This is a genomic window from Roseibium sp. (assembly GCF_050301095.1).
GTDB lineage: Bacteria > Pseudomonadota > Alphaproteobacteria > Rhizobiales > Stappiaceae > Roseibium.
Genome location: NZ_JBNKYW010000079.1, coordinates 1 through 18,696, shown reverse-complemented (window position 1 = coordinate 18,696; position 18,696 = coordinate 1). Strand labels below are relative to the sequence as shown.

General features: G+C 61.1%; 20 protein-coding genes. 11 read left to right on the top strand and 9 right to left on the bottom strand.

The window, feature by feature from the left end; genetic code table 11:
* On the bottom strand, positions 1 to 2,239 hold a 2,239-nt coding region (locus ACQY7U_RS07390; protein WP_428643210.1), incomplete at its 3' end, for an ABC transporter transmembrane domain-containing protein.
* A gap of 293 nt (positions 2,240 to 2,532) precedes the next feature.
* On the opposite strand from ACQY7U_RS07390, the gene ACQY7U_RS07385 reads away from it, so the two are divergent.
* From ACQY7U_RS07385 to ACQY7U_RS07360, 6 genes are read left to right on the top strand one after another with little or no spacing between them, the layout of a single operon-like run.
* On the top strand, positions 2,533 to 3,750 hold the full coding sequence (locus ACQY7U_RS07385) for a glycosyltransferase family protein (RefSeq protein ID WP_428643209.1): 1,218 nt from the start codon (positions 2,533 to 2,535) through the stop codon (positions 3,748 to 3,750).
* 48 nt (positions 3,751 to 3,798) lie between these two features.
* Positions 3,799 to 5,019, top strand: coding sequence for a glycosyltransferase family 4 protein (locus ACQY7U_RS07380; RefSeq protein WP_428643208.1), 1,221 nt, complete (start codon positions 3,799 to 3,801; stop codon positions 5,017 to 5,019).
* A 34-nt stretch (positions 5,020 to 5,053) separates the two neighbouring features.
* On the top strand, positions 5,054 to 6,172 hold the full coding sequence (locus ACQY7U_RS07375; protein WP_428643207.1) for a glycosyltransferase family 4 protein: 1,119 nt from the start codon (positions 5,054 to 5,056) through the stop codon (positions 6,170 to 6,172).
* 3 nt (positions 6,173 to 6,175) lie between these two features.
* A complete protein-coding gene (locus ACQY7U_RS07370) occupies positions 6,176 to 7,330 on the top strand; it encodes a glycosyltransferase family protein (RefSeq protein ID WP_428643206.1) in 1,155 nt (384 codons plus the stop codon).
* Positions 7,327 to 8,094 (top strand): polysaccharide deacetylase family protein, encoded by a 768-nt coding sequence (locus ACQY7U_RS07365; protein WP_428643204.1) that lies wholly within the window; start codon positions 7,327 to 7,329, stop codon positions 8,092 to 8,094. Before ACQY7U_RS07370 ends, ACQY7U_RS07365 begins: the two co-directional genes overlap by 4 nt.
* 38 nt (positions 8,095 to 8,132) lie before the next feature.
* Positions 8,133 to 8,438, top strand: coding sequence for a DUF3088 domain-containing protein (locus ACQY7U_RS07360; protein WP_428643203.1), 306 nt, complete (start codon positions 8,133 to 8,135; stop codon positions 8,436 to 8,438).
* Positions 8,439 to 8,568: 130 nt separating this feature from the next.
* Here ACQY7U_RS07360 and ACQY7U_RS07355 read toward each other — a convergent pair whose 3' ends face one another.
* The 4 genes from ACQY7U_RS07355 to ACQY7U_RS07340 all read right to left on the bottom strand — a co-directional run bounded on the left by ACQY7U_RS07355 (position 8,569) and on the right by ACQY7U_RS07340 (position 11,895).
* Entirely contained in the window at positions 8,569 to 9,084 is a 516-nt protein-coding gene (locus ACQY7U_RS07355) for a peptide-methionine (S)-S-oxide reductase (protein WP_428643202.1), read from the bottom strand.
* Between the two features lie 364 nt (positions 9,085 to 9,448).
* The gene (locus ACQY7U_RS07350) at positions 9,449 to 9,664 is read right to left on the bottom strand and encodes a DUF2783 domain-containing protein (RefSeq protein ID WP_428643201.1); all 216 of its coding nucleotides are present in this window, start codon (positions 9,662 to 9,664) and stop codon (positions 9,449 to 9,451) included.
* A 3-nt stretch (positions 9,665 to 9,667) separates the two neighbouring features.
* Positions 9,668 to 11,278 carry an FAD-dependent oxidoreductase gene (locus tag ACQY7U_RS07345; RefSeq protein ID WP_428643199.1) on the bottom strand — a complete coding sequence of 537 codons (1,611 nt, stop codon included), beginning with the start codon at positions 11,276 to 11,278 and terminating at the stop codon, positions 9,668 to 9,670.
* 74 nt (positions 11,279 to 11,352) lie between these two features.
* Entirely contained in the window at positions 11,353 to 11,895 is a 543-nt protein-coding gene (locus ACQY7U_RS07340) for a VOC family protein (RefSeq protein ID WP_428643198.1), read from the bottom strand.
* Positions 11,896 to 12,082: 187 nt separating this feature from the next.
* Here ACQY7U_RS07340 and nthA point away from each other — a divergent pair, with 187 nt between their 5' ends.
* The 4 genes from nthA to ACQY7U_RS07320 are packed head-to-tail and all read left to right on the top strand — an operon-like array spanning position 12,083 to position 14,183.
* Entirely contained in the window at positions 12,083 to 12,724 is a 642-nt protein-coding gene (gene nthA / locus ACQY7U_RS07335) for a nitrile hydratase subunit alpha (RefSeq protein WP_428643197.1), read from the top strand.
* Entirely contained in the window at positions 12,721 to 13,380 is a 660-nt protein-coding gene (nthB, locus tag ACQY7U_RS07330; RefSeq protein ID WP_428643195.1) for a nitrile hydratase subunit beta, read from the top strand. The genes nthA and nthB overlap by 4 nt, the downstream gene beginning before the upstream one ends.
* Positions 13,367 to 13,723, top strand: coding sequence for a nitrile hydratase accessory protein (locus tag ACQY7U_RS07325; protein ID WP_428643194.1), 357 nt, complete (start codon positions 13,367 to 13,369; stop codon positions 13,721 to 13,723). Before nthB ends, ACQY7U_RS07325 begins: the two co-directional genes overlap by 14 nt.
* Positions 13,724 to 13,730: 7 nt before the next feature.
* Positions 13,731 to 14,183: a methyltransferase family protein gene (locus tag ACQY7U_RS07320; RefSeq protein WP_428643193.1), complete on the top strand. Its 453-nt coding sequence runs from the start codon at positions 13,731 to 13,733 to the stop codon at positions 14,181 to 14,183.
* Between the two features lie 25 nt (positions 14,184 to 14,208).
* Here ACQY7U_RS07320 and ACQY7U_RS07315 read toward each other — a convergent pair whose 3' ends face one another.
* Complete coding sequence (locus ACQY7U_RS07315) at positions 14,209 to 15,099, bottom strand: LysR family transcriptional regulator (RefSeq protein WP_428643192.1); 891 nt, start codon at positions 15,097 to 15,099, stop codon at positions 14,209 to 14,211.
* 101 nt (positions 15,100 to 15,200) lie between these two features.
* Between ACQY7U_RS07315 and ACQY7U_RS07310 the strand changes: the two genes are divergently transcribed.
* Positions 15,201 to 15,488 (top strand): DUF1330 domain-containing protein, encoded by a 288-nt coding sequence (locus ACQY7U_RS07310; RefSeq protein ID WP_428643190.1) that lies wholly within the window; start codon positions 15,201 to 15,203, stop codon positions 15,486 to 15,488.
* Positions 15,489 to 15,613: 125 nt separating this feature from the next.
* Here the strand turns inward: ACQY7U_RS07310 and ACQY7U_RS07305 are convergent, their stop codons facing one another.
* The 3 genes from ACQY7U_RS07305 to ACQY7U_RS07295 all read right to left on the bottom strand — a co-directional run bounded on the left by ACQY7U_RS07305 (position 15,614) and on the right by ACQY7U_RS07295 (position 18,476).
* A complete protein-coding gene (locus ACQY7U_RS07305) occupies positions 15,614 to 16,207 on the bottom strand; it encodes a class I SAM-dependent methyltransferase (protein WP_428643189.1) in 594 nt (197 codons plus the stop codon).
* Between the two features lie 65 nt (positions 16,208 to 16,272).
* A complete protein-coding gene (locus tag ACQY7U_RS07300) occupies positions 16,273 to 17,454 on the bottom strand; it encodes an ABC transporter permease (RefSeq protein WP_428643188.1) in 1,182 nt (393 codons plus the stop codon).
* Entirely contained in the window at positions 17,451 to 18,476 is a 1,026-nt protein-coding gene (locus ACQY7U_RS07295) for an ABC transporter permease (protein ID WP_428643187.1), read from the bottom strand. Before ACQY7U_RS07295 ends, ACQY7U_RS07300 begins: the two co-directional genes overlap by 4 nt.
* Positions 18,477 to 18,696 lie beyond the last annotated feature (220 nt).

Below are 18,696 nucleotides of genomic sequence, written 5' to 3'. Positions count from 1 at the left end.
AAATGATCGGTTGCCGCAACCCTGTCTCCTCGACAATCGCGCGGATGACGTCGTCAATACGCCGGCGGGCATCCCTGCGGTCCACCCTGGCGCGGCCGAAAAGAAGATTGTCCTCGATCGTCAGAGGCGGCAGATAGACATCCGGATCGAAGGCAACGAAGCTCTCGCTGTTCTTTACCACACGCTCCAGGAACTGCTTCCTTGCGGCGATGATCTCGTCGCGCAGTTCGTCTGACATGACGCCGAGACGATGCCGGGCCGGAACCAGTTTGAAGGCAAGCCCCCGGAGTCTGGATCTGTCCGCTTCGCTCAAGCCGGGACGCTGCTGCTCGGACTTGGCAATGCGCACGATCCGCTCGAACTCCGGAATTTCATCCTGGGTGATGAACGAATAGGCCCCCAGAAGACCGCTGTCTCCGGACACATTGGCGAACAGCTCCAGCATGGTATCAGCCACTTTCAGGCCAATCTGCTGCAGCTTTTCGTCAAACCCGGTCTCGACAAGAAACGCCTTCACTTCCTCCAGATCCGGCACCTGGTCCATGGTGATTTCCGGGTCCGAAGGGACGGCGAAAAAGAGGTTGTCGGCGAGGCTCGCGCTCGCATTGAACCGGTCGGGGTGCCACAGTTCGACGAGACCGCTGATCGCCGGTTCGCTCGCAATCCGGATCGCCAGATCCTTGCGGACGTTCAGGATCTTTTCAGCGAACGTGTCGTTCATCGACGGGTCGAACCGCGACTGCAGCCCGAGGCGATAGATGTCCTTGTCGAGAGAAACGGCGGCAAGAAGTTCAAGTGCCTTCTCGTCGAGCCCGTCCGAGCCGTCCACGCCCGCAGCCGCGAAGTCGTCCCACTTGGCGGACAGGTCGTAGACCGGATTGTGAGTTTCCTTGGCCTCCGAGACCCGGCGCTTGTATAGCCTGAGGTCTTCCCCCTCACGCTGGGGCGGAACCAGCGGCCTGTGCCGCAGTCCGTAGTAAAGATTGTCCCGGATCGTTCCGGTCCACACATGGACCGCGCCGCCGACATAGGCGATCTGCCGGCCGAGCGTCGAATCCGTCAGATGGTCGAGATTGTGATCCCCGATCCAGACCTTGCCGCTCGAGGCAGATACGAGGCCGGCCGCCAGTTGCAGCACCTCGGAGCGTCCGGAGCCGTCGGGGCCGACAATCGCGCAGGCCTTGCCTTCCGGCACGGTGAGGTTGATGTCCATGACCTCCTGCCCCGCCGCTCCGCCGGAAAAATTGACGTTTTCGAAGCGGACGTCTCCGTGGAGTTCGACGGTCTCGTCCGCCGTCAGCCTGTCCGTCTCGTAAATATCCTGCGGATCGAAATTCTCGACCACGGTCTGGTATTTGACGCTGACGTCCGCGGTCATCTGGTAGAAGGACAACAGCAGCTTCCAGGGTCCCGCCAGATCCTTGTAGGCGGCAATCACGGCCAGGAGCGCGCCGATGCTCAGATTGCCCTGGATCACCAGATACCCGCCGATCAGGTAAAAGAAGAACGGCGTCAGCTGGTTCATGAAATTGTTCAGGAACTTGATGAGAAACTTGCGATTGAAGATCTCGTAGCGGATCTTGAAGTTCTCATAGAGACGGTCGGAAATGTCCGCCGAATGCCAGGCCGAGGCGTCGTTGGCATGGATTTCGGCAACCCCCGTGATGCTTTCGCCCACCTTGTCCGCGATCAGGCGCACGTTCTTGACGCGCTGCCGTGACAGGAGAACCACCCGCTTCTGCAGCATGGGGATGACATAGCCCTGGATCGGATAGGAGCTGACGGCGGCCAGACCCAGCAAGGGGTCCTGCATGAAGATAAAGCCGAGCTGCACGATCAGCATGCCGCCCTGATAGGCCGGCAAAGCGAAGGCTTCTCCGATGTAGCCGCCGACGTCTTCCACTTCCGAGGTGATCATGGGAATGATCTCGCCGGAACTCACCTTCCTGAAGTGCGGCAGGCGGAAACGCAGGACCCGCTGGAACAGTTCGAACCGCAGGCGGCGCAGCATGCGCTCCCCCAGGCGGCCCTTGTAGACATTCAGGTAGAATTTCAGCCCGTTGGAAACCACCACGAGCGTCAGAAACGTAAAGCAGAGCAGCACCAGATAGGGTACCTGATCGAAATCGAACCCCAGAACGGTGCGGGGAAAATTGACCCCCTGGACGGCGTCGTTGACGATCAGTTTCGGCAATTCGAGCAGGAAATAGACCACCGGGTAGGTCAACACGGTGACCATGAGGATAAAGATCTGCTGCCGGGCGCTGTATCTCCAAATAAAGCTAAAAAGGCTTTTTTCCATCAGCTCATCCAAACAGACATGGATCAAACATGTTCAAGCAGATCATATTTGGTATATTAACGATCACAATGCGATGTGCCAGCCAGGATTAGCATTTGCAACAAGCACTTTGAAAGCGTCATCGGATCATTCCTTGCTGAAAGTTTCACGCCTTGCCACAAGGCAGGTGACAAAAGCCGATAAATTGAGACATAAGGCCCACCGGGCAGCATTACAAATTCAGGGGCAGTATGAGTTCCAATTCGCCGAAGATCCTGATCTACAGCCATGACTCCTTCGGTCTCGGCCATCTGAGGAGATGCCGTGCGATCGCGCAGTCGCTCGTAGGGGATTTCAAGACGCTGTCCGTCCTGATCCTGTCCGGATCGCCGATCATCGGCAGCTTCGAGTTCCGCAGCCGTGTCGACTTTGTCCGCATTCCGGGCGTCATCAAGCTGCGCAACGGCGAATACACGCCCCTCTCGCTGCACATCAACATCGACCATACGCTCGCCATCCGCTCGTCCATCATCGAACACACGGCGAAGGTCTTCGACCCCGACATCTTCATCGTCGACAAGGAGCCCCTCGGCCTGCGCGGCGAGGTTCTGCCGACCCTGGAAGCCCTCAAGGAAACCGGTACCCGCCTTGTGCTTGGCCTGCGCGACGTGATGGACGACCCGTCCGTCCTGAAGGAAGAATGGGACCGCAAGCACGTCTATCCCGCGCTCAAGGATCTTTATGACGAAATCTGGGTCTATGGCCCGGAAGGTATCTGCGATCCGCTTGAAGGGATCGATTTGCCGGCCGGCGTGCGGGACAAGCTGCGCTACACCGGATATCTGCGCCGGGAACTGCCGAATTCGGCCAAGGACAAACCCGCTCCGACGCCCTTTGGCGAAGAACCCTATATTCTGGTCACGCCGGGCGGTGGCGGCGACGGCGTCGAGATGGTCGACTGGGTGATGCGTGCCTATGAAACCCGCCAACGCCCGCTGTTTCCCGCCCTGATCGTGCTTGGGCCCTTCATGCCGGCAGCAGCAGCCGAGCAGTTCAGCGAACGAGCGGAACATCTCAGGGATGTCGAGATCATCCGCTTCACACCGCAGATCGAGCCCTATCTTGCCAATGCGACCGCAATTGTCGGCATGGGCGGCTACAACACGTTCTGCGAGATCCTGTCCTTCAACAAGCCGACACTGATGGTACCGCGCGTTGTCCCGCGCCGGGAACAGGCCATCCGCGCGGAACGCGCCGAGGAGAACGGTCTTCTGAAGGTGCTGCCCATCGACCGGTATCCGGACCCCGACCTGATGGCGGAAGCGCTTTCGGCGCTGCCGGACATGGCGCCACCGTCTTCTGCCGGCGTCGACAATCTCATGGGTGGCCTGGAGGCCATTTCCACGCGCGTCGGCGAAATCCTCGAAGAGCAACTTGCCGCAGACGACCGCAAGCTGGTCAACTTCTGACCGGCCAGCCGGTCCCGCCCATCCGTATTCCTGTTCAAGAGCCGACCGATGTCCCGTATCGCCGTTGTGGTCAAAGGCTATCCGCGCCTGTCCGAGACCTTTATCGCCCAGGAGATCCTGGGACTGGAACGGCGGGGAATCGACATTCTGATCGTTGCCCTGCGCAAGCCCTACGATCCCTATATTCACGAGCTTCACCGCCAGATTTCAGCCGAGGTGATGTATCTGCCGGAATACGTCAGGGACGACCCGGCGCGCGTCGCTCGCGCCAAACGCTGGGCGGAGAAACAGCCGACCTTTGAGGACGCCAGGGCGCTCTTCGAGGCCGACTTCGCCCGCCAGCCCAACGCCGACCGGCAACGCCGGTGGGCGCAGGGCTGCGTCTTTGCCCACGAACTGCCCGACGACATTTCCTGGATCTACACCCACTACCTGCATACCCCCTGTTCGGCTGCCCGTTATGCCGCCCATCTTTCGGGACGTGGCTGGTCGTTCTCCGCCCATGCGAAGGACATCTGGACCAGCCCGGAGTGGGATCTGAAGACCAAGATCAACGACGCGGCCTGGGGAGTTACCTGCACCAGCGTCAACGCGGACTTCCTGAAAGGCCTCTGCGACGATCCGGACAAGATCGAGCTCCTCTACCACGGCCTCGATTTCACCGGTTTCCCGCAGCCGTCCGACACGCCGTCCCCGCGCGACGGACAAAAGGACCCCGTGCGGCTGGTTTCCGTCGGCCGGGCGGTGGAGAAAAAGGGTTATGACGATCTTCTCAGCGCACTTTCTGCCTTGCCGGATGGCCTGAACTGGCACTTCACCCATGTCGGAGGCGGTGAACTTGCCGAACCACTGAAGGCACAAGCCGATGCGCTTGGACTTTCGGGCCGGATCACCTGGCGCGGCGCCCAGCCGAGGGAAGAAGTCATTGCGGCCTGTCAGGCTTCCGATCTTTTCGTGCTGCCCTCCAAGCTGGCGAAGACCGGAGACCGGGACGGCCTGCCGAACGTGCTTATGGAAGCCCAGTCGATGGGGCTGTGCTGCCTGTCCACGCGGGTATCGGCCATCCCCGAACTGATCGTGGACAATGAAACCGGCGTTCTGGTGGAGCCGGGCAACCCGGCCGAACTGGCGGCAGCGCTGAAAAGTCTCATTCAGTCCCCCGACCGGCGCCGGAGCCTGGGGCTCGCAGCTGCAAAACGTGTGCGAACTTCGTTTTCTACCGATCCGGGCCTCGACCGGCTGGCCGACAAGTTTCGCAAGGTGCTATAGGATCATCGCCGCTCCCCTCACCAAAAGGTGTTCCATGAAAATCGCCTTCACCGCTCCGATGAAGCCTCTCGACCATCCGGTCCCGTCCGGCGACCGGACCATGGGACGGCTGATCGTGAAGGCCCTGGAACTGGCGGGACATGAAGTGACCGTTGCAAGCCGCTTCCGGTCCTGGCGCAAGGACGGCGGTGAAGATATTCAGGCCGGTGTCCACGGACAAGCATTGGAGGAAGCCGACCGGATCGCGGACGACTGGCAGCGCACGGGTTATAGGCCTGACCTGTTCCTGACCTATCACCTTTATCACAAGGCTCCCGACTGGATCGGCCCGGTGCTGGCGGACCGGTTCGATCTGCCATACGCCATTGTCGAGGCGAGCCGGGCACCGAAACGCAGGACGGGCGACTGGGCCTATGGCTTTGCCGCGGCCGATGCAGCACTTGCCCGGGCGGACGCCGTCGCGGCGCTCCACAACGCAGATGCGGAATGCCTTGGAGCCGTGGTTCCCCAGGACCGCCTTTCCGTGCTTCTGCCGTTTGTGGACGCCGCTCCGTTTCAGGATGCGGGTGCGGTTCCCAAACCGCTCGCCGCGCCCCCCTTGAAGCTTCTGGCGGTGGGCATGATGCGGGAAGGCGACAAGACACGGTCCTATGAGGTTCTGGCAGATGCCCTGTCGCGACTTCGGGACCTTCCCTGGCAGCTGACCATCATCGGCGACGGTCCCAACAGAGACCCTGTCCTCGCCCGGTTTCCACCCGAACGCATAACCTGGCTCGGCGCACTGGAGGCTCAAGACCTTCCCACCCAATACGCCCTCCACGACCTTCTGGTCTGGCCCGCCATCCGGGAAGCCTTCGGCCTCGTCTTTCTGGAAGCCCAGGCGTCCGGTATCGGCGTCATAGCCGGAGACACCTTCGGTGTGCCGGATATCGTCCGTAACGGTGAAACCGGACTGTTGTCGCCGGAGGGCGATGCGGAGGCCTTTGCCGCCAATCTGAAACGTGTCATCGCGGATCCGGCCCTTGTCGACCGCCTGGGCCAGGCCGCCCGCCGGCATATCGCCGATCATCATTCCCTTGCCGCGGGTTCCGTACGGCTGGACAGCTTTCTGCGCAGCGCCCTGAAAAACCACAGCCGCCGCGGAAAGTTCTGACGCATGAGCTACAAAGCCTTCATCCATGTGCAGCACCTCCTTGGCACGGGACACGTTGTCCGGGCGGCGAGCATCGGCAAGGCGCTGGCTGCCAGGGGCGTGGAAGTGACACTCGCCAGCGGCAACCGGATCCCGCCGACCCTGGACACCGGACCGCTTGAAATCATCGAGCTCCCAGCCTGCAAGAGCCCGGACGCCGCCTTCAAGCGCCTTGTCACTTTGAACGGTGAAGATATTGACGAGGCTTGGAAAACAGGCCGCGTTGAGAAATCGATTCAAGCTTTTGAAGCCAGGGATTACGACCTGCTTCTGACAGAGAACTATCCGTTCGGCCGCCGACAGCTCGATCTCGAACTGACGCCCCTTCTGGATTGCGCAAAAGCCCGCGCCACGCCGCCCCTGGTCGCCACCTCGATCCGCGACATCCTGGTGCGCAAGAAGGAACTCTGGAAAGAGGAATGGATGGCGTCCCAGGCGCTGAAATACTACGACCGTATCCTGATCCATTCCGATCCGGACTTCGTCCGGCTGGCCGACAGTTTCCCCTTTGCCGACCGGGTGGACCACCTCGTACGCTACACGGGCTACGTCGGCGGCGACAAGCGCCCACAGGCAAACGGCAGCGACGGTGAGGACGAGATCGTCATCTCCTGCGGCGGCGGCGCGGTTGCGGAAGGCCTTCTTTCCGCGGCCCTCGAAGCCCGGCCCCTCTGCCGCCGTGCGGAGGACGCCACCTGGCGCATCCTGATCGGCCATGACATTTCAGACGACGCCTTCGGAATCTACCGGAAGAGTGCCGGCGACGGCGTCATCGTGGAACGCGCCCGCCGGGATTTTCCCGAACTGCTGAAACGCGCCCGCCTGTCCGTCAGCCAGGCCGGCTACAACACCGTTCTCGACATTCTGACGGCAGGCATACCGGCGGTCTTCGTGCCGTTCGCGCAAGTCAACGAGACGGAACAGGGACAGCGCGCCGACGCGCTTGCCGCTCATGGCCGGGCGGTGGTCACACCGGAAGCGGGCCTGACGCCGGAACGCCTCGCAGCCGCCATCGACGACGCCCTGGCGCTGCCGCGCAGTTCTCACGAGGTCCTGCTTGGCGGAGCTGAAAGGAGCGCGGATATTCTCCTGAAAGACCTGGAAGACCGGAACGGATGAAAGCTGACCTGCAGCGTTTCAAGGACGAATTGACAACGCATCTCGACTGGTTCGCGGAGCGCGGGCGGAAAGTCCGGTTCTGGTGGCGCGACGACGATGCCGTCGAGCCGACCCCGGCGCTGGACCGCATGCTGGAAATCGCCAACCGGCACGGAGTCGACCTTGCCCTGGCGGTCATTCCGAAGGACGCCACCCAGGCTCTTGCCGACCGGCTTGAGCGGGAAAAACACGCCCTCGTCCTGCAACACGGCTGGCAGCACAGGAATTTTCAGCGCAAGGATCTCGGCGAGAAGGCCGCCGAGCTCGGCTCCCGGCGCGACCCGGACGAACTGCTGGCCCAATTGCGTGAAGGCAAGACACGGCTGGAAACGCTCTTCGGCGAAAAATTCATTCCAGCCATGGTGCCGCCCTGGAACCGGATCGACCCGGAAATATCCCGCCGCCTGCCGGGTATAGGTGTGCCGGGGCTGTCCACCTTCACCTGGCACAACTTCCCGCGTACCGGTCAGATCCAGTCCCATGTCGACATCCTGAAATGGAAAAAGCAGGTCCGCTTCATCGGCTGGGAAAGCGCCCGCCTGCGCTTCGACCTGCAACTGACGCGGCGGCGGAACACAGGCGGCGAACCACTCGGACTTCTCACCCATCACCTCGCCCACGACGAAGGCTGCTTCGAGTTTCTGGACGAGTTTTTTGCTATCGCCGCCCATCACGAAGGGGCGGAATGGCCTGAGGTGAAGGACCTCTTCGCGGCAACAAACTGACCATAACCTGTCGCAGATCAGAGCTTACCGGAGACAGAATGAAAGACACCCTCTATCTCCTTGCACCCGGCTTCGAAGACCCGGTCTATCCGGGCAAGACCTTCTATTGCTGGCACTGCGCCCTGATGGAAGGCGTGCTGGCGTCGTTTCCAGGTCTTGCGCCCATGCTTGATGTCCGGCGCATTCCCTGGCCGAGGCCCCGGCGGGAAGTCGCCGACTTGCTTGGCGAGGACAACCAGAGCCTGCCGGTGCTGGTGCTCGGTGACGGCGGTTTCATCAACGACAAGGACGCGATCCTTGCTGCGCTGACGGAGCGGCACGGATTTCCGCATCCGCATCCGTGAGTTCCAGAGACGAGCAACTCGACAAACGGTCAGGCAAAGTACCACTCCCCTGTCCGCCCCGTCATTCCGGACGAGCGAGGCGCTGCCGAGGGCAGATCCGGTATGACGAGGGGTGAACAGAAACGTGCTCTTACTCCGCAGCCATTGGCGCCTGCCGCAGCGACGCGCCGTATTCTTTCCTGAGAAGGGCCAGTTTCGGGTCGATATAGGTCTTGCAGAAAGGGCGTTCGGGGTCCTTGGCATAGTAATTCCGAAAGCGCTCGTCAGACGCCTTGAAGGCGGCCAGTGTCAGCACCCTGGTGACCAGCGGCGCTTCGAAACCGTGCTGCAGTTTCCGCAAGGTACGGCCGACTTTCACGCCCGTGCCGGCGTCATAGACATAGACCGCGCTGCGATACTTGCCACGCATCTTGTGGTGCGAGGTGCTGGAATGGGTGCGCAAGTGAATTTCAATCAGAGCTTCCAAGGGCAGCGCAACCGGGTCGAAGGTCACGACAACCGCCTCCGACCAGGCATCCTCCGGCGGGTCGGCGCGGATGAAGCCCTGCTCGACCTTCGAAATGCCCGCAATTGCCTGAAAGACGGCTTCCGTGCACCAATGGCACCCGCCGCCCAGCCCGATCTTCACCTCTGCCTCCAGCGCCATCAAACCTGCCTCCAGTGTGCCGCCGGATGCGGCGAATGCAAAACGGCTTGGCGGAGATTCCCCCAGGGGAGATTTAAGGGCAAGACACAAAGGTGTCAGCAGGAACATCACCTGCTGCGCCGCGGTGATTTACAAATGGCAACATGAATTGAGGACGATTTTTGCGTCGGACAGGCAGCGGCGTCATCCCGGCGAAGCGCAACTCGAGCCGGGACCGGGGAGCCACAAAAGTCAGTTATGGGAAACGAGGGTATCGGCTCTCCGATCCCGGATCTCCGCTTCGCTGCCTCCGGGATGACGCCCCTGAAGAGGTTCAAGGAAAAAAGGCGGCCGAAGCCGCCCTTGATCAGGATGATGTCCGGCGTCAGGCCGCGCTTTTCTTATGGTCCGCCTTTGGATCGGCCGCAAAGTCGATGGCCGCCTTCAGGATGTCCAGATCGCCGATATGGTTGGAGAGGATCAGGATCAGCCGCGCGTTCATGCGGTTGGCCTCCTCATCGCTCATGTGACGCTGGCTGGTAACCAGATACTCGTAGAAGCCATCTGGATCTGCCAGGTTCCGTGTCAGGTTCAGGTACATGGCTCACGCGCCTCCCATCGCCGTTTTCAAGGCGGTTTCCACCTTGTTGTCGTTGAAATAGCGCCACCGGGCGGCGACATGCTGGTCCGGACGGATCAGGTAGATCGTTCCCGGCTCGCCGTCGTAGCGCTCGGCCAGCTTGCCGTCGGCGTCCAGCAGATCCCGTCCGACCCGCAGAATACGCGCCTTGACGTTGCCTGAGGTGACTTCTTTGGCTTCATCGTCGCCGAAGACCAGCAGCGTGAAGCCATCGCCGATCTGATTGAGGAACCAGGCGTCTTCCCCGTTCACCTTGACCGGTGCATCCGAGCAGCAGGTGCCGGGTTTCATGCGGCCTCTGAAGCTCGATTCGTCATCCGTGTTCAGCGGGCTTTCGACATAGGGCGTCGGAGCCGACAGGCGGCCGGAGTTCACCAGCGGCTTGGCGAAATCGCAGACTTCGGCCAGATCGAGCACGGCATCGCGGAAGCGGCGCGAGGCTTCGCTCTTGGGCGTGATGAAATCCGTGGACCGGGTCGAGTTGAGAAGATTGTCGTCCGCCGCGAAGGCCCGCTCCTCGTGATAGCTGTCGAGCAGGCTGTCGGGCGCATCGCCGTCAAGCACCAGCTTCAGCTTCCAGCCCAGGTTGTCGATGTCCTGCACGCCGGTGTTGGCGCCACGCGCTCCGAACGGAGACACCTGGTGGGCGGCATCCCCGGCAAAGAGCACCCGGCCATAGCGGAAATTGTCGATCCGCCGGCAGGCGAACTGGTAGACGGAAGCCCATTCCAGTTCGAACTCCTTGTCCTCGCCGAGCATGGCCTTGACCCGGGGAATGATCTTCTCCGGCTTTTTCTCCTCTTCCGGGTCCGCATCCCAGCCAAGCTGGAAGTCCAGCCGCCAGACATCGTCGCACTGCTTGTGCAACAGGGCCGACTGGCCGCGGTGGAAGGGCGGGTCGAACCAGAACCAGCGCTCGGTCGGGAAGTTCGCCTTCATGATGATGTCGGCGATCAGGAAACGGTCCTGGAAGAACTGGCCGGAAAAACCGGCGCCGACCATCTTGCGGGTGTCGGAGTTGGCGCCGTCGCAGGCAACCACCCAGTCCGCCTCCATCTTGAAGATGCCGTCCGGCGTTTCGACCGTCAGCGCGACGGCATCGCCGTCCTGCTTGAGGCTGACGAGCTTGTGCTTCCAGCGCAGGTCGATGAGGTTCGACTTCGCGCATTCATCGACCATGTATTCCTCCAGATAGTATTGCTGGAGGTTGATGAAGGCGGGAATCTTGTGGCCGCCCTCGGGCAGGAGATCGAAAGTGTAGGCAAGGTCGTCCTGGAAGAAGACCTTGCCGATCTTCCACTCGACACCCTTTTCGATCATGCGGGTGGCGCAGCCGAGCCGGTCCCAGATCTCCAGTGGCCGCTTGGCGTAGCAAACGGCGCGGGAGCCGACGGAGACGGTGTTGTTGTCGTCGAGGACGACGGTCGGAATGCCCCGCTGGGCAAAGTCAAGCGCGGCCGTCAAGCCAATCGGGCCGGCCCCGATCACCACCACGGGGTGCCGCTTGACCGTTCCCGTCTGCTGCTCCTCCGACTGACGGTACTTGTATTCCGGATATTGATAGGTTTGAAACATCAGGCTGTCCTCCCAGATCCGCCAGTGCAGCTTCGATGGAGCGGCAGTTACCGCAGTTTATGCATTCGTCGCGGTCACACATCGGCCAGCTCTTTGGCATGAAGCCACTCGGCGTGTTTCGGAGCCCTCTTGGTCTTCGACCATTCTTCCAGCATCTGCCACTTCACATCGTCCAGCTTTGCCAGCAGCTTGTCTTCTTCCGGATCCGGGCAGGCCAACTCGACGCGGTGGCCGTTCGGATCGAAGAAGTAGATGGAATGGAAGATCGAGTGGTCAGTGACACCCAGAACGTCGACGCCGTTCTTTTCCAGGTGTTCCTTGAAGGCGATCAGTTCGTCGCGGTCCTTCACCTTGAAGGCGATGTGTTGGACCCAACGCGGTGTGTTCGGGTCAAAGCCCATTTCCGGCTTGGTCGGCAGTTCGAAGAAGGCGAGCACGTTGCCATTCCCGGCGTCCAGGAAGATGTGCATGTAAGGATCCGGATCATGCGTCGAGGGCACATGATCCTCGGCAATCGCCAGAATGAAATCCATGTTCAACATCTTGCCGTACCATTCGACGGTTTCCTTGGCGTCCTTGCAACGGTATGCGACGTGATGCATCTGCTCGATCTTCATTGGACCGCTCCTCCAAATTAGTTACATCTGTAACTATATACCCGATCCAGAATTTCACTTTGATCTAGATCAATAGTTACGTTTGTAACCATTTTATTCAACCGGGCGGCACCGGTTCCGTTTGCCAAGATTGACAGGCCGGCGTCTGCGTTCTCATATGTGGCCCTCACCTTATCTGGAGCCTTTCATGTCCGGTCACGACCACGATCACCCGCACGATCACGACCATTCCGAGCTGAGCGACATCGAATTGCGCGTGCGCGCGCTCGAGACGCTCCTGACCGAAAAAGGCTATGTCGACCCGCCCGCACTGGACGTGTTGATCGAGACCTATGAAACAAAGATCGGACCGAAGAACGGCGCCAGGGTGGTGGCGCGGGCCTGGACCGACCCGGCCTACCGGGAAAGGCTCCTCTCCGATGCCACGGCCGCCATTGCCGAGTTCGGCTTCACCGGCCGTCAGGGCGAACACATGGTGGCGGTCGAGAACACGCCGGAGATCCACAACATGGTAGTCTGTACCTTGTGTTCCTGCTACCCGTGGACCGTGCTCGGCCTGCCGCCGGTCTGGTACAAATCCGCGCCCTACCGCTCCCGCGCCGTGCGCGACCCGCGCGGTGTGCTCGACGAATTCGGCGTGAGCCTGCCGGACGGCAAGGAGATCCGCGTCTGGGATTCGACCGCCGAAGTCCGCTATCTGGTGATCCCGGAACGCCCGGAAGGCACCGAGGGCTGGAGCGAGGAGAAGCTTGTGGAGCTTGTTACCCGCAACAGCATGATCGGCACCGGCCTTGCGCTTTCTCCGTCCGAACTGGAGAGCGCGGCATGAACGGGGCACAGGATCTTGGCGGCCAAATGGGCTTCGGCCCCATCGAACTGGAAGAAAACGAGCCCAATTTTCATTCCCCGTGGGAAGAACGCGCCTTTGCGGTGACACTGGCCATGGGGGCGACCGGTTCCTGGACGCTGGACGCCTCACGCCATGCGCGCGAGACCCTGCCGCCGGCCGTCTATCTGTCCTCAAGCTACTACGAGATCTGGACAAGAGGCCTTGAAAAGCTGGTGCTTGCGGCGGGTCTGGTGAGCGAGGAAGAGCTTAAAGCCGGCAAGTCTCTCGGCCCTGCAAAGCCGGTCAAGCGCGTCCTGAAGGCCAACGACGTCGCCGCCACCCTTTCAAAGGGCGGTCCGGTGGACAGGCCCGAGGAAAACCCGGCACGCTTTGCGGTGGGAGACCGGGTGCGCACCAGGCGCATGCATCCGGAAACGCACACCCGCCTGCCCCGCTATGCTCGGGATGTGGAAGGGGTGATCGAGGCGGTCCATGGCGTCCATGTCTTTCCGGATACCAACGCGCACGGCAAGGGCGAGCAGCCCACCTGGCTCTATGGCGTCCTCTTCAAGGGGACGGACATCTGGGGCCCCGACAGCGATCCAGGCCTCACGCTTCGCATCGATCTCTGGGAGCCCTATCTTGACCCTGCCTGACAACGTCAAATCGACACCGCGCCTTCCGCTCGACGAGGACGGCGCTCCGGTCTTCAGCGCGCCCTGGGAAGCCAAGGTCTTTGCCTTGACGCTCCAGGCCCATCAGGCCGGCGTCTTCAGCTGGAGCGAATGGGCCGAAGCCCTCGGCGCTGAACTGGCCAAGGACGGCGATGGCAGCGGGGATACTTCCGGATATTACGATCGTTGGCTGGAAGCCTTCGAGAAACTTCTGGCAGACAAGGGCGTTGCCGGGCCAGGCCAGCTGGCGGACCTTCAGGCCGCCTGGGACGCCGCGGCACGGGCCACGCCCCACGGCCAGCCGATCGAACTCCAGAAGACATGAGAACAGAATGCGCCTTAAAGTTCCGCCGGTCGCCGTCTTTGCCGTTGCCGCTATCCTGCTTTACGCCGGTGCATGGCTCCTGCCGCAGTCCAGCCTTGTCTTTCCCGGGCAAACATTCCTGTCCCTGTTTCTGGCCTTTGCCGGTTTGATTCCGGGCGGACGGGCTGTTCTGGCCTTCGCCCGGAAGAAGACGACGGTCAACCCCATGGCGCCAGAGAAAGCAACGGTTCTGGTAACCGGCGGCATCTACCGCATCAGCCGCAACCCGATGTATCTCGGCCTGCTCTGCCTGCTGCTGGCGCTCGCAGTTTACTGGGGCAGTCTGACGGCGCTGGTCATCGTGCCCGCCTTTGTCTGGTACATGACCGAATTCCAGATCAAACCGGAAGAGGAAGCCCTGACGGCACTCTTCGGCGATGCCTACAAGGACTATTGCACGCGGGTGCGGCGCTGGATCTGATCCACTGCCGTCCGGGACATTCTTTTCATTTGCCGAGATAAAAACTGCTGTTTGCCTTGAAGGCATCCGCGGCGAACTTCAGGAAGGAGCGGATGCGGGCGACGTTCTTCAGGTCCGGATGGGTCAGGATCCAGATGTCGAAATAGCGTGACGGTTCCATGCCCGGCAGGCGCACCAGTGCCGGATCGGCATCGCCCAGGAAACAGGGCAGACGGCCGATGCCCATTCCCGCCCTGACGGCCGCATGCATGGCGATCATGTCGTCGGAAACCGTTGAAACCTCGGCGTTCGGAAACCGGTCCCGCAAGGTTTTCGGCGGAGTGCTGCCCCACCATTTGAAGGCAACGAATTTGACTGGCTTCATTGTCGCGCTTTCCATCAGCGCGTCCTGGTTCTGCCTCAGATAATCCTTCGAGGTGTAGAAACACCGGTTCTGTCCTGTGGCAAGGCGCCCGAACAGGCTTTCGTCCGGCTTGTCCGTCACCCGCACGGCAATGTCGGCCTCGCGCCGGTGCAGGCTGAGCACCTCGTTGGCGGCATTCATGGTGACGTCGATGCGTGGATGAAGTTCCTTGAAGCGCGCGATGATCTCGGCAAGCTGGGCCTGAAAGATCAGCTGCGCGGCGGTCACCCGGAGTGGTCCTTCCAGCTCCGCGTCCTGCGCAAGGATGCGGGTGTCGAGCGCCAGCACCTCCGCCTCAACACGACGGGCTGCGGCAACCGCCTCCTGCCCCGCCGACGTTGCCGTGAAGCCTTCCGGCAGCCGGTCGAACAGGCGCGTGCCCATGCGCTCCTCCAGCGCCGACAGGCGGCGCGAGACAGTGGAGTGCGTTACCCCCAGGCTTCTGGCGGCCTTGGCCAGGCTGCCCGCCTTGGAAACGGCGAGCACGAATTTCAAGTCATCCCAGTTGTCCATAGCTTGTGCATATTTGCACATCGCGGTTCCGGAATTGAAGAATTTTTCGCAAGCACACTTTTCGGTAGCGTCTCTGTATCTCAGAAGAAGGAGATTTCGAGATGACCGTTCAAGCCCTTGCCATGATTACCGTGACCGACAGGGAAACTTTAGGCGCCTACCGCGAAAGGGCCGCCGAAGCGCTCGCCAAACACGGTGGCAGCGTGATCGCCGCTGACCCGGAGCCTATGGTTCTGGAAGCCGCCAACGACGTACCGAACATTGTCGCCCTGCTGTCCTTCCCCGACACGGATGCCGCCAGGGCCTGGCGGGAAGACCCGGCCCTCGCCGAGGTCCATGCTCTCCGGAACAGGGGCGGCAAGTCAACGATCGTGGTGTTGCCGGGGTAACAGATGAAGTGGCCTTTAAAGAAAAGGCCTTTCAACAACGACGACCTCATCCTTCGAGACGGACCCGGTGGTCCTCCTCAGGATGAGGTCGAAATCAAATAAAAACCTTAGGGTCGGATCTGCCTTTACCGAACCGGCTTCACCAACCGCATGCGCCAGGTGACGCCTTTCTTGTCCGAGACGAGGCGGTAGTCGTCGAGGACTTCCCATTTGCTGTCGTCATCGGTGGCTTCCCACAGTTTGGCGATCAGCTTGTTGGCACCCGATTCCGGCTTTTTCGGGGAATACATGGACAGGGCAATGACGCCGTCTTCCTTAAGGAAAGGCACATAGCGGGCAACAACGGCGGCCGGATCGTCGGCAAAGTGCAGGACTTCGTTGAAGACGATGGCGGAGAAGGTTTCGCCGGGCGCTGCCTCGAAGGTGTGCATGTCGCCGGCCCTCAAGGACGCGATGGCAGGATCGACGTTGGCGATTTCGAGCGAGGCCGGGGACAGATCCATGCCGACGTAGCGCTTGATGCCCATGGGCTGCAGGCGTTCATAGAGCAGGCCCTCGCCGCAGCCGATGTCGAGCACTTCATCCATGGAATTCGTCAGGGTCAGCCACATGCCGATGATGCCATAGCGGCCGCTTTCGGGCAGCGAGCGCAGGAAGGCCCAGCGGCCGGCTTCATATTCCTCGTCCCAACCTTCAGCGGTGGAGGCATTCTTCGACATTGTCACTTCCCAAACTTAAAGGCGGGTCGGCAAGACCCACCGGAATTTCCAAATTTTCTGATGCATCACTTATAGGGATCTGCCGCGTCGCGCAAACCGTCGCCAAGGAAATTGAAGGCAAGAACCACAATGATGATCGGCAGCACCGGCGCCATCAGCCATGGATAGACAGTGACCACCGAAATGTTCTGCGCCTCGTTCAGGAGCACGCCCCAGGAAACGGCCGGACGGCGCAGGCCGAGGTTGAGATAGGACAGCGCGGTTTCGCCCAGGATCATCGAGGGGACCGACAGCGTGGCGGATGCGATGATGTGACTGGTGAAGCCGGGCAGCAGATGGCGGGTGATGACGCGGCCGGGCTTTGCGCCCATCAGCACCGCCGCCTTGGCATATTCCTCCTCGCGCAGGGACAGCAGTTTGGAGCGGACGGCACGTGCAAGCCCCGGCCAGTCGAGCAGGCCCAGAATGATGGTCAGGCCGAAATAGATCCAGACGGGGCTCCAGGTGACCGGCAGCGCCGCCGACAGGGCCATCCACAGCGGCAGCTCCGGCAGGGAGCGCAGGATCTCGATCATGCGCTGGATCACGCTGTCCAGAAACCCGCCGAAATAACCGGCGATGCCGCCGAAGAACAGGCCAAGCACGATGGAGATCGTCACCCCCACAAGGCCGACGGTCAGGGACAGCCGTGCCCCGTAGATGAGACCGGAGAACTGGTCCCGGCCAAGCCGGTCGGTTCCGAACAGGAACATGGTTCCGCCTTCCGCCGGGCAGACGAGGTGGAAGCTGGCTGTGAAAAGTCCCCAGAACTTGTAAGGCGTACCACTGCACAGGAAACGGATCTTCTGAACGTTGTTGGTGTCGCTCGTGAAGACCCACTGCATGGTTTCCATGTCGATTTCCGACGTCATGCCATAGACGAACGGACCGACGAAACTGCCTTCGTGGAAGAGATGCACCGGCTGCGGCGGGGCGTAGAGGTGCAGGCTGTCCCGGCTGTTGGCGGTATAGGGCGCGATCACCTCGGCAAAGGGGACGCAGAGATAGAACAGGATCAGCACCACGCCGGACCAGACGGCAATCTTGTGGCGCTTGAACTTCCACCACATGATCTTCCACTGGGAGGCCTGAAAGAAGCGTTCCTGCTCCGGCGTCATTTCCTTGGCGACCGTCGGATTGAACGGTGCCGGATCGACATAATGCTCCACTTCGCGGACGGGCGTCCCGTCCTTGATCTCCATGGTCATGACGAGGCCCTCCCCCCGAGCCGGATGCGCGGATCGAGAACCGCCAGCAGCAGATCCGATATCAGCATGCCGATCAGCGTGAGCACGGCGACGAACAGAAGGATAAAGCCGGACAGGAACTGGTCCTGGGACTGCAGGGACGACACCAGCACCGGCCCGACGGTCGGCAGGCTCATCACCACCGACACGATCACGGAGCCCGACACCAGCGAGGGGATCAGGTTGCCGATGTCGGCGATGAAGGGATTGATGGCCATGCGCAGCGGATATTTGATCAGGAGCTGGGTCTCCTTCAGCCCCTTGGCTCGCCCGGTGGTGACATATTGCTTGTGCAGTTCGTCAAGAAGATTGGCCCGCAGGCGGCGGATCATCGCCGCAGTGCCCGAGGTTCCGATGACGATCGTCGGCACGATCAGATGCGCCAGCACGGACGTTGCCTTGGCGACACTCCAGGGCTGGTCGATATATTGCGGATCCATCAGCCCGCCGACCGACAGGCCGAACCAGCGATTGAAGAAATAAAGCAGAATGAGCGCAAGCAGGAAGTTGGGCGTCGCCAGACCGATGTAGCCGATGAAGGTGAAACCGTAGTCTCCCCAGGAATACTGCCGCGTCGCGGAGAAGATCCCGATCGGGAAGGACACCACGTAGACGAACAGGATCGTCGCGAAATTCAGCACCACCGTCAGAGGCAGCGTTGGCCCTATGACCTGATCGACCGGTTTGTCGAACTCGAACGACCAGCCCCAGTTGCCCTGGATCAGACCGTCGAGGCCATGTGGGCCCGGCCAGAGGCCGACCCAGATCAGGTAGCGCTCGAAAAAGGGCCGATCCATCGAGAATTCCTTGCGCTGGAATTCAAGCTTGGCGATGGAGGATTGTTCGCCCGTGGACTTGAGGGCGGCAATCTGGTTGGAGAAATAGTCGCCTGCCGGCAGTTCGATGATGAAAAAAGTCAGAAAGCTGATCACCAACAACGTCGGGACCATCATCAGTATCCGGCGAATAATATAATAAAGCACCTATTCTCCCCTCAGCCACCGATGCTTTTGCGCAAAACTGTCTTGATTGGCTCCCATAAAGGCCGGCCTTCTTTTTTGTTGTTCTGACGTTTTAAAACGATTGTGCGTTCCGCCGAAACACCTAATCCGGAAATTCGTGCCGTTTTGCCGGCACCCTGAGGGTGTCATGACCAGCGCGGTGGGCTGTTCCGGCGGGACGCTGTTGCAGAATTTGTGTGAA

Bases quoted from the DNA above. Each gene is read 5' to 3' on its own strand.
- ACQY7U_RS07385 (WP_428643209.1), top strand. From the start codon at position 2,533: ATGAGTTCCAATTCGCCGAAGATCCTGATCTACAGCCATGACTCCTTC.
- ACQY7U_RS07380 (WP_428643208.1), top strand. From the start codon at position 3,799: ATGTCCCGTATCGCCGTTGTGGTCAAAGGCTATCCGCGCCTGTCCGAG.
- ACQY7U_RS07375 (WP_428643207.1), top strand. From the start codon at position 5,054: ATGAAAATCGCCTTCACCGCTCCGATGAAGCCTCTCGACCATCCGGTC.
- ACQY7U_RS07370 (WP_428643206.1), top strand. From the start codon at position 6,176: ATGAGCTACAAAGCCTTCATCCATGTGCAGCACCTCCTTGGCACGGGA.
- ACQY7U_RS07365 (WP_428643204.1), top strand. From the start codon at position 7,327: ATGAAAGCTGACCTGCAGCGTTTCAAGGACGAATTGACAACGCATCTC.
- ACQY7U_RS07360 (WP_428643203.1), top strand. From the start codon at position 8,133: ATGAAAGACACCCTCTATCTCCTTGCACCCGGCTTCGAAGACCCGGTC.
- ACQY7U_RS07355 (WP_428643202.1), bottom strand. From the start codon at position 9,084: ATGGCGCTGGAGGCAGAGGTGAAGATCGGGCTGGGCGGCGGGTGCCAT.
- ACQY7U_RS07350 (WP_428643201.1), bottom strand. From the start codon at position 9,664: ATGTACCTGAACCTGACACGGAACCTGGCAGATCCAGATGGCTTCTAC.
- ACQY7U_RS07345 (WP_428643199.1), bottom strand. From the start codon at position 11,278: ATGTTTCAAACCTATCAATATCCGGAATACAAGTACCGTCAGTCGGAG.
- ACQY7U_RS07340 (WP_428643198.1), bottom strand. From the start codon at position 11,895: ATGAAGATCGAGCAGATGCATCACGTCGCATACCGTTGCAAGGACGCC.
- nthA (WP_428643197.1), top strand. From the start codon at position 12,083: ATGTCCGGTCACGACCACGATCACCCGCACGATCACGACCATTCCGAG.
- nthB (WP_428643195.1), top strand. From the start codon at position 12,721: ATGAACGGGGCACAGGATCTTGGCGGCCAAATGGGCTTCGGCCCCATC.
- ACQY7U_RS07320 (WP_428643193.1), top strand. From the start codon at position 13,731: ATGCGCCTTAAAGTTCCGCCGGTCGCCGTCTTTGCCGTTGCCGCTATC.
- ACQY7U_RS07315 (WP_428643192.1), bottom strand. From the start codon at position 15,099: ATGGACAACTGGGATGACTTGAAATTCGTGCTCGCCGTTTCCAAGGCG.
- ACQY7U_RS07310 (WP_428643190.1), top strand. From the start codon at position 15,201: ATGACCGTTCAAGCCCTTGCCATGATTACCGTGACCGACAGGGAAACT.
- ACQY7U_RS07305 (WP_428643189.1), bottom strand. From the start codon at position 16,207: ATGTCGAAGAATGCCTCCACCGCTGAAGGTTGGGACGAGGAATATGAA.
- ACQY7U_RS07300 (WP_428643188.1), bottom strand. From the start codon at position 17,454: ATGACCATGGAGATCAAGGACGGGACGCCCGTCCGCGAAGTGGAGCAT.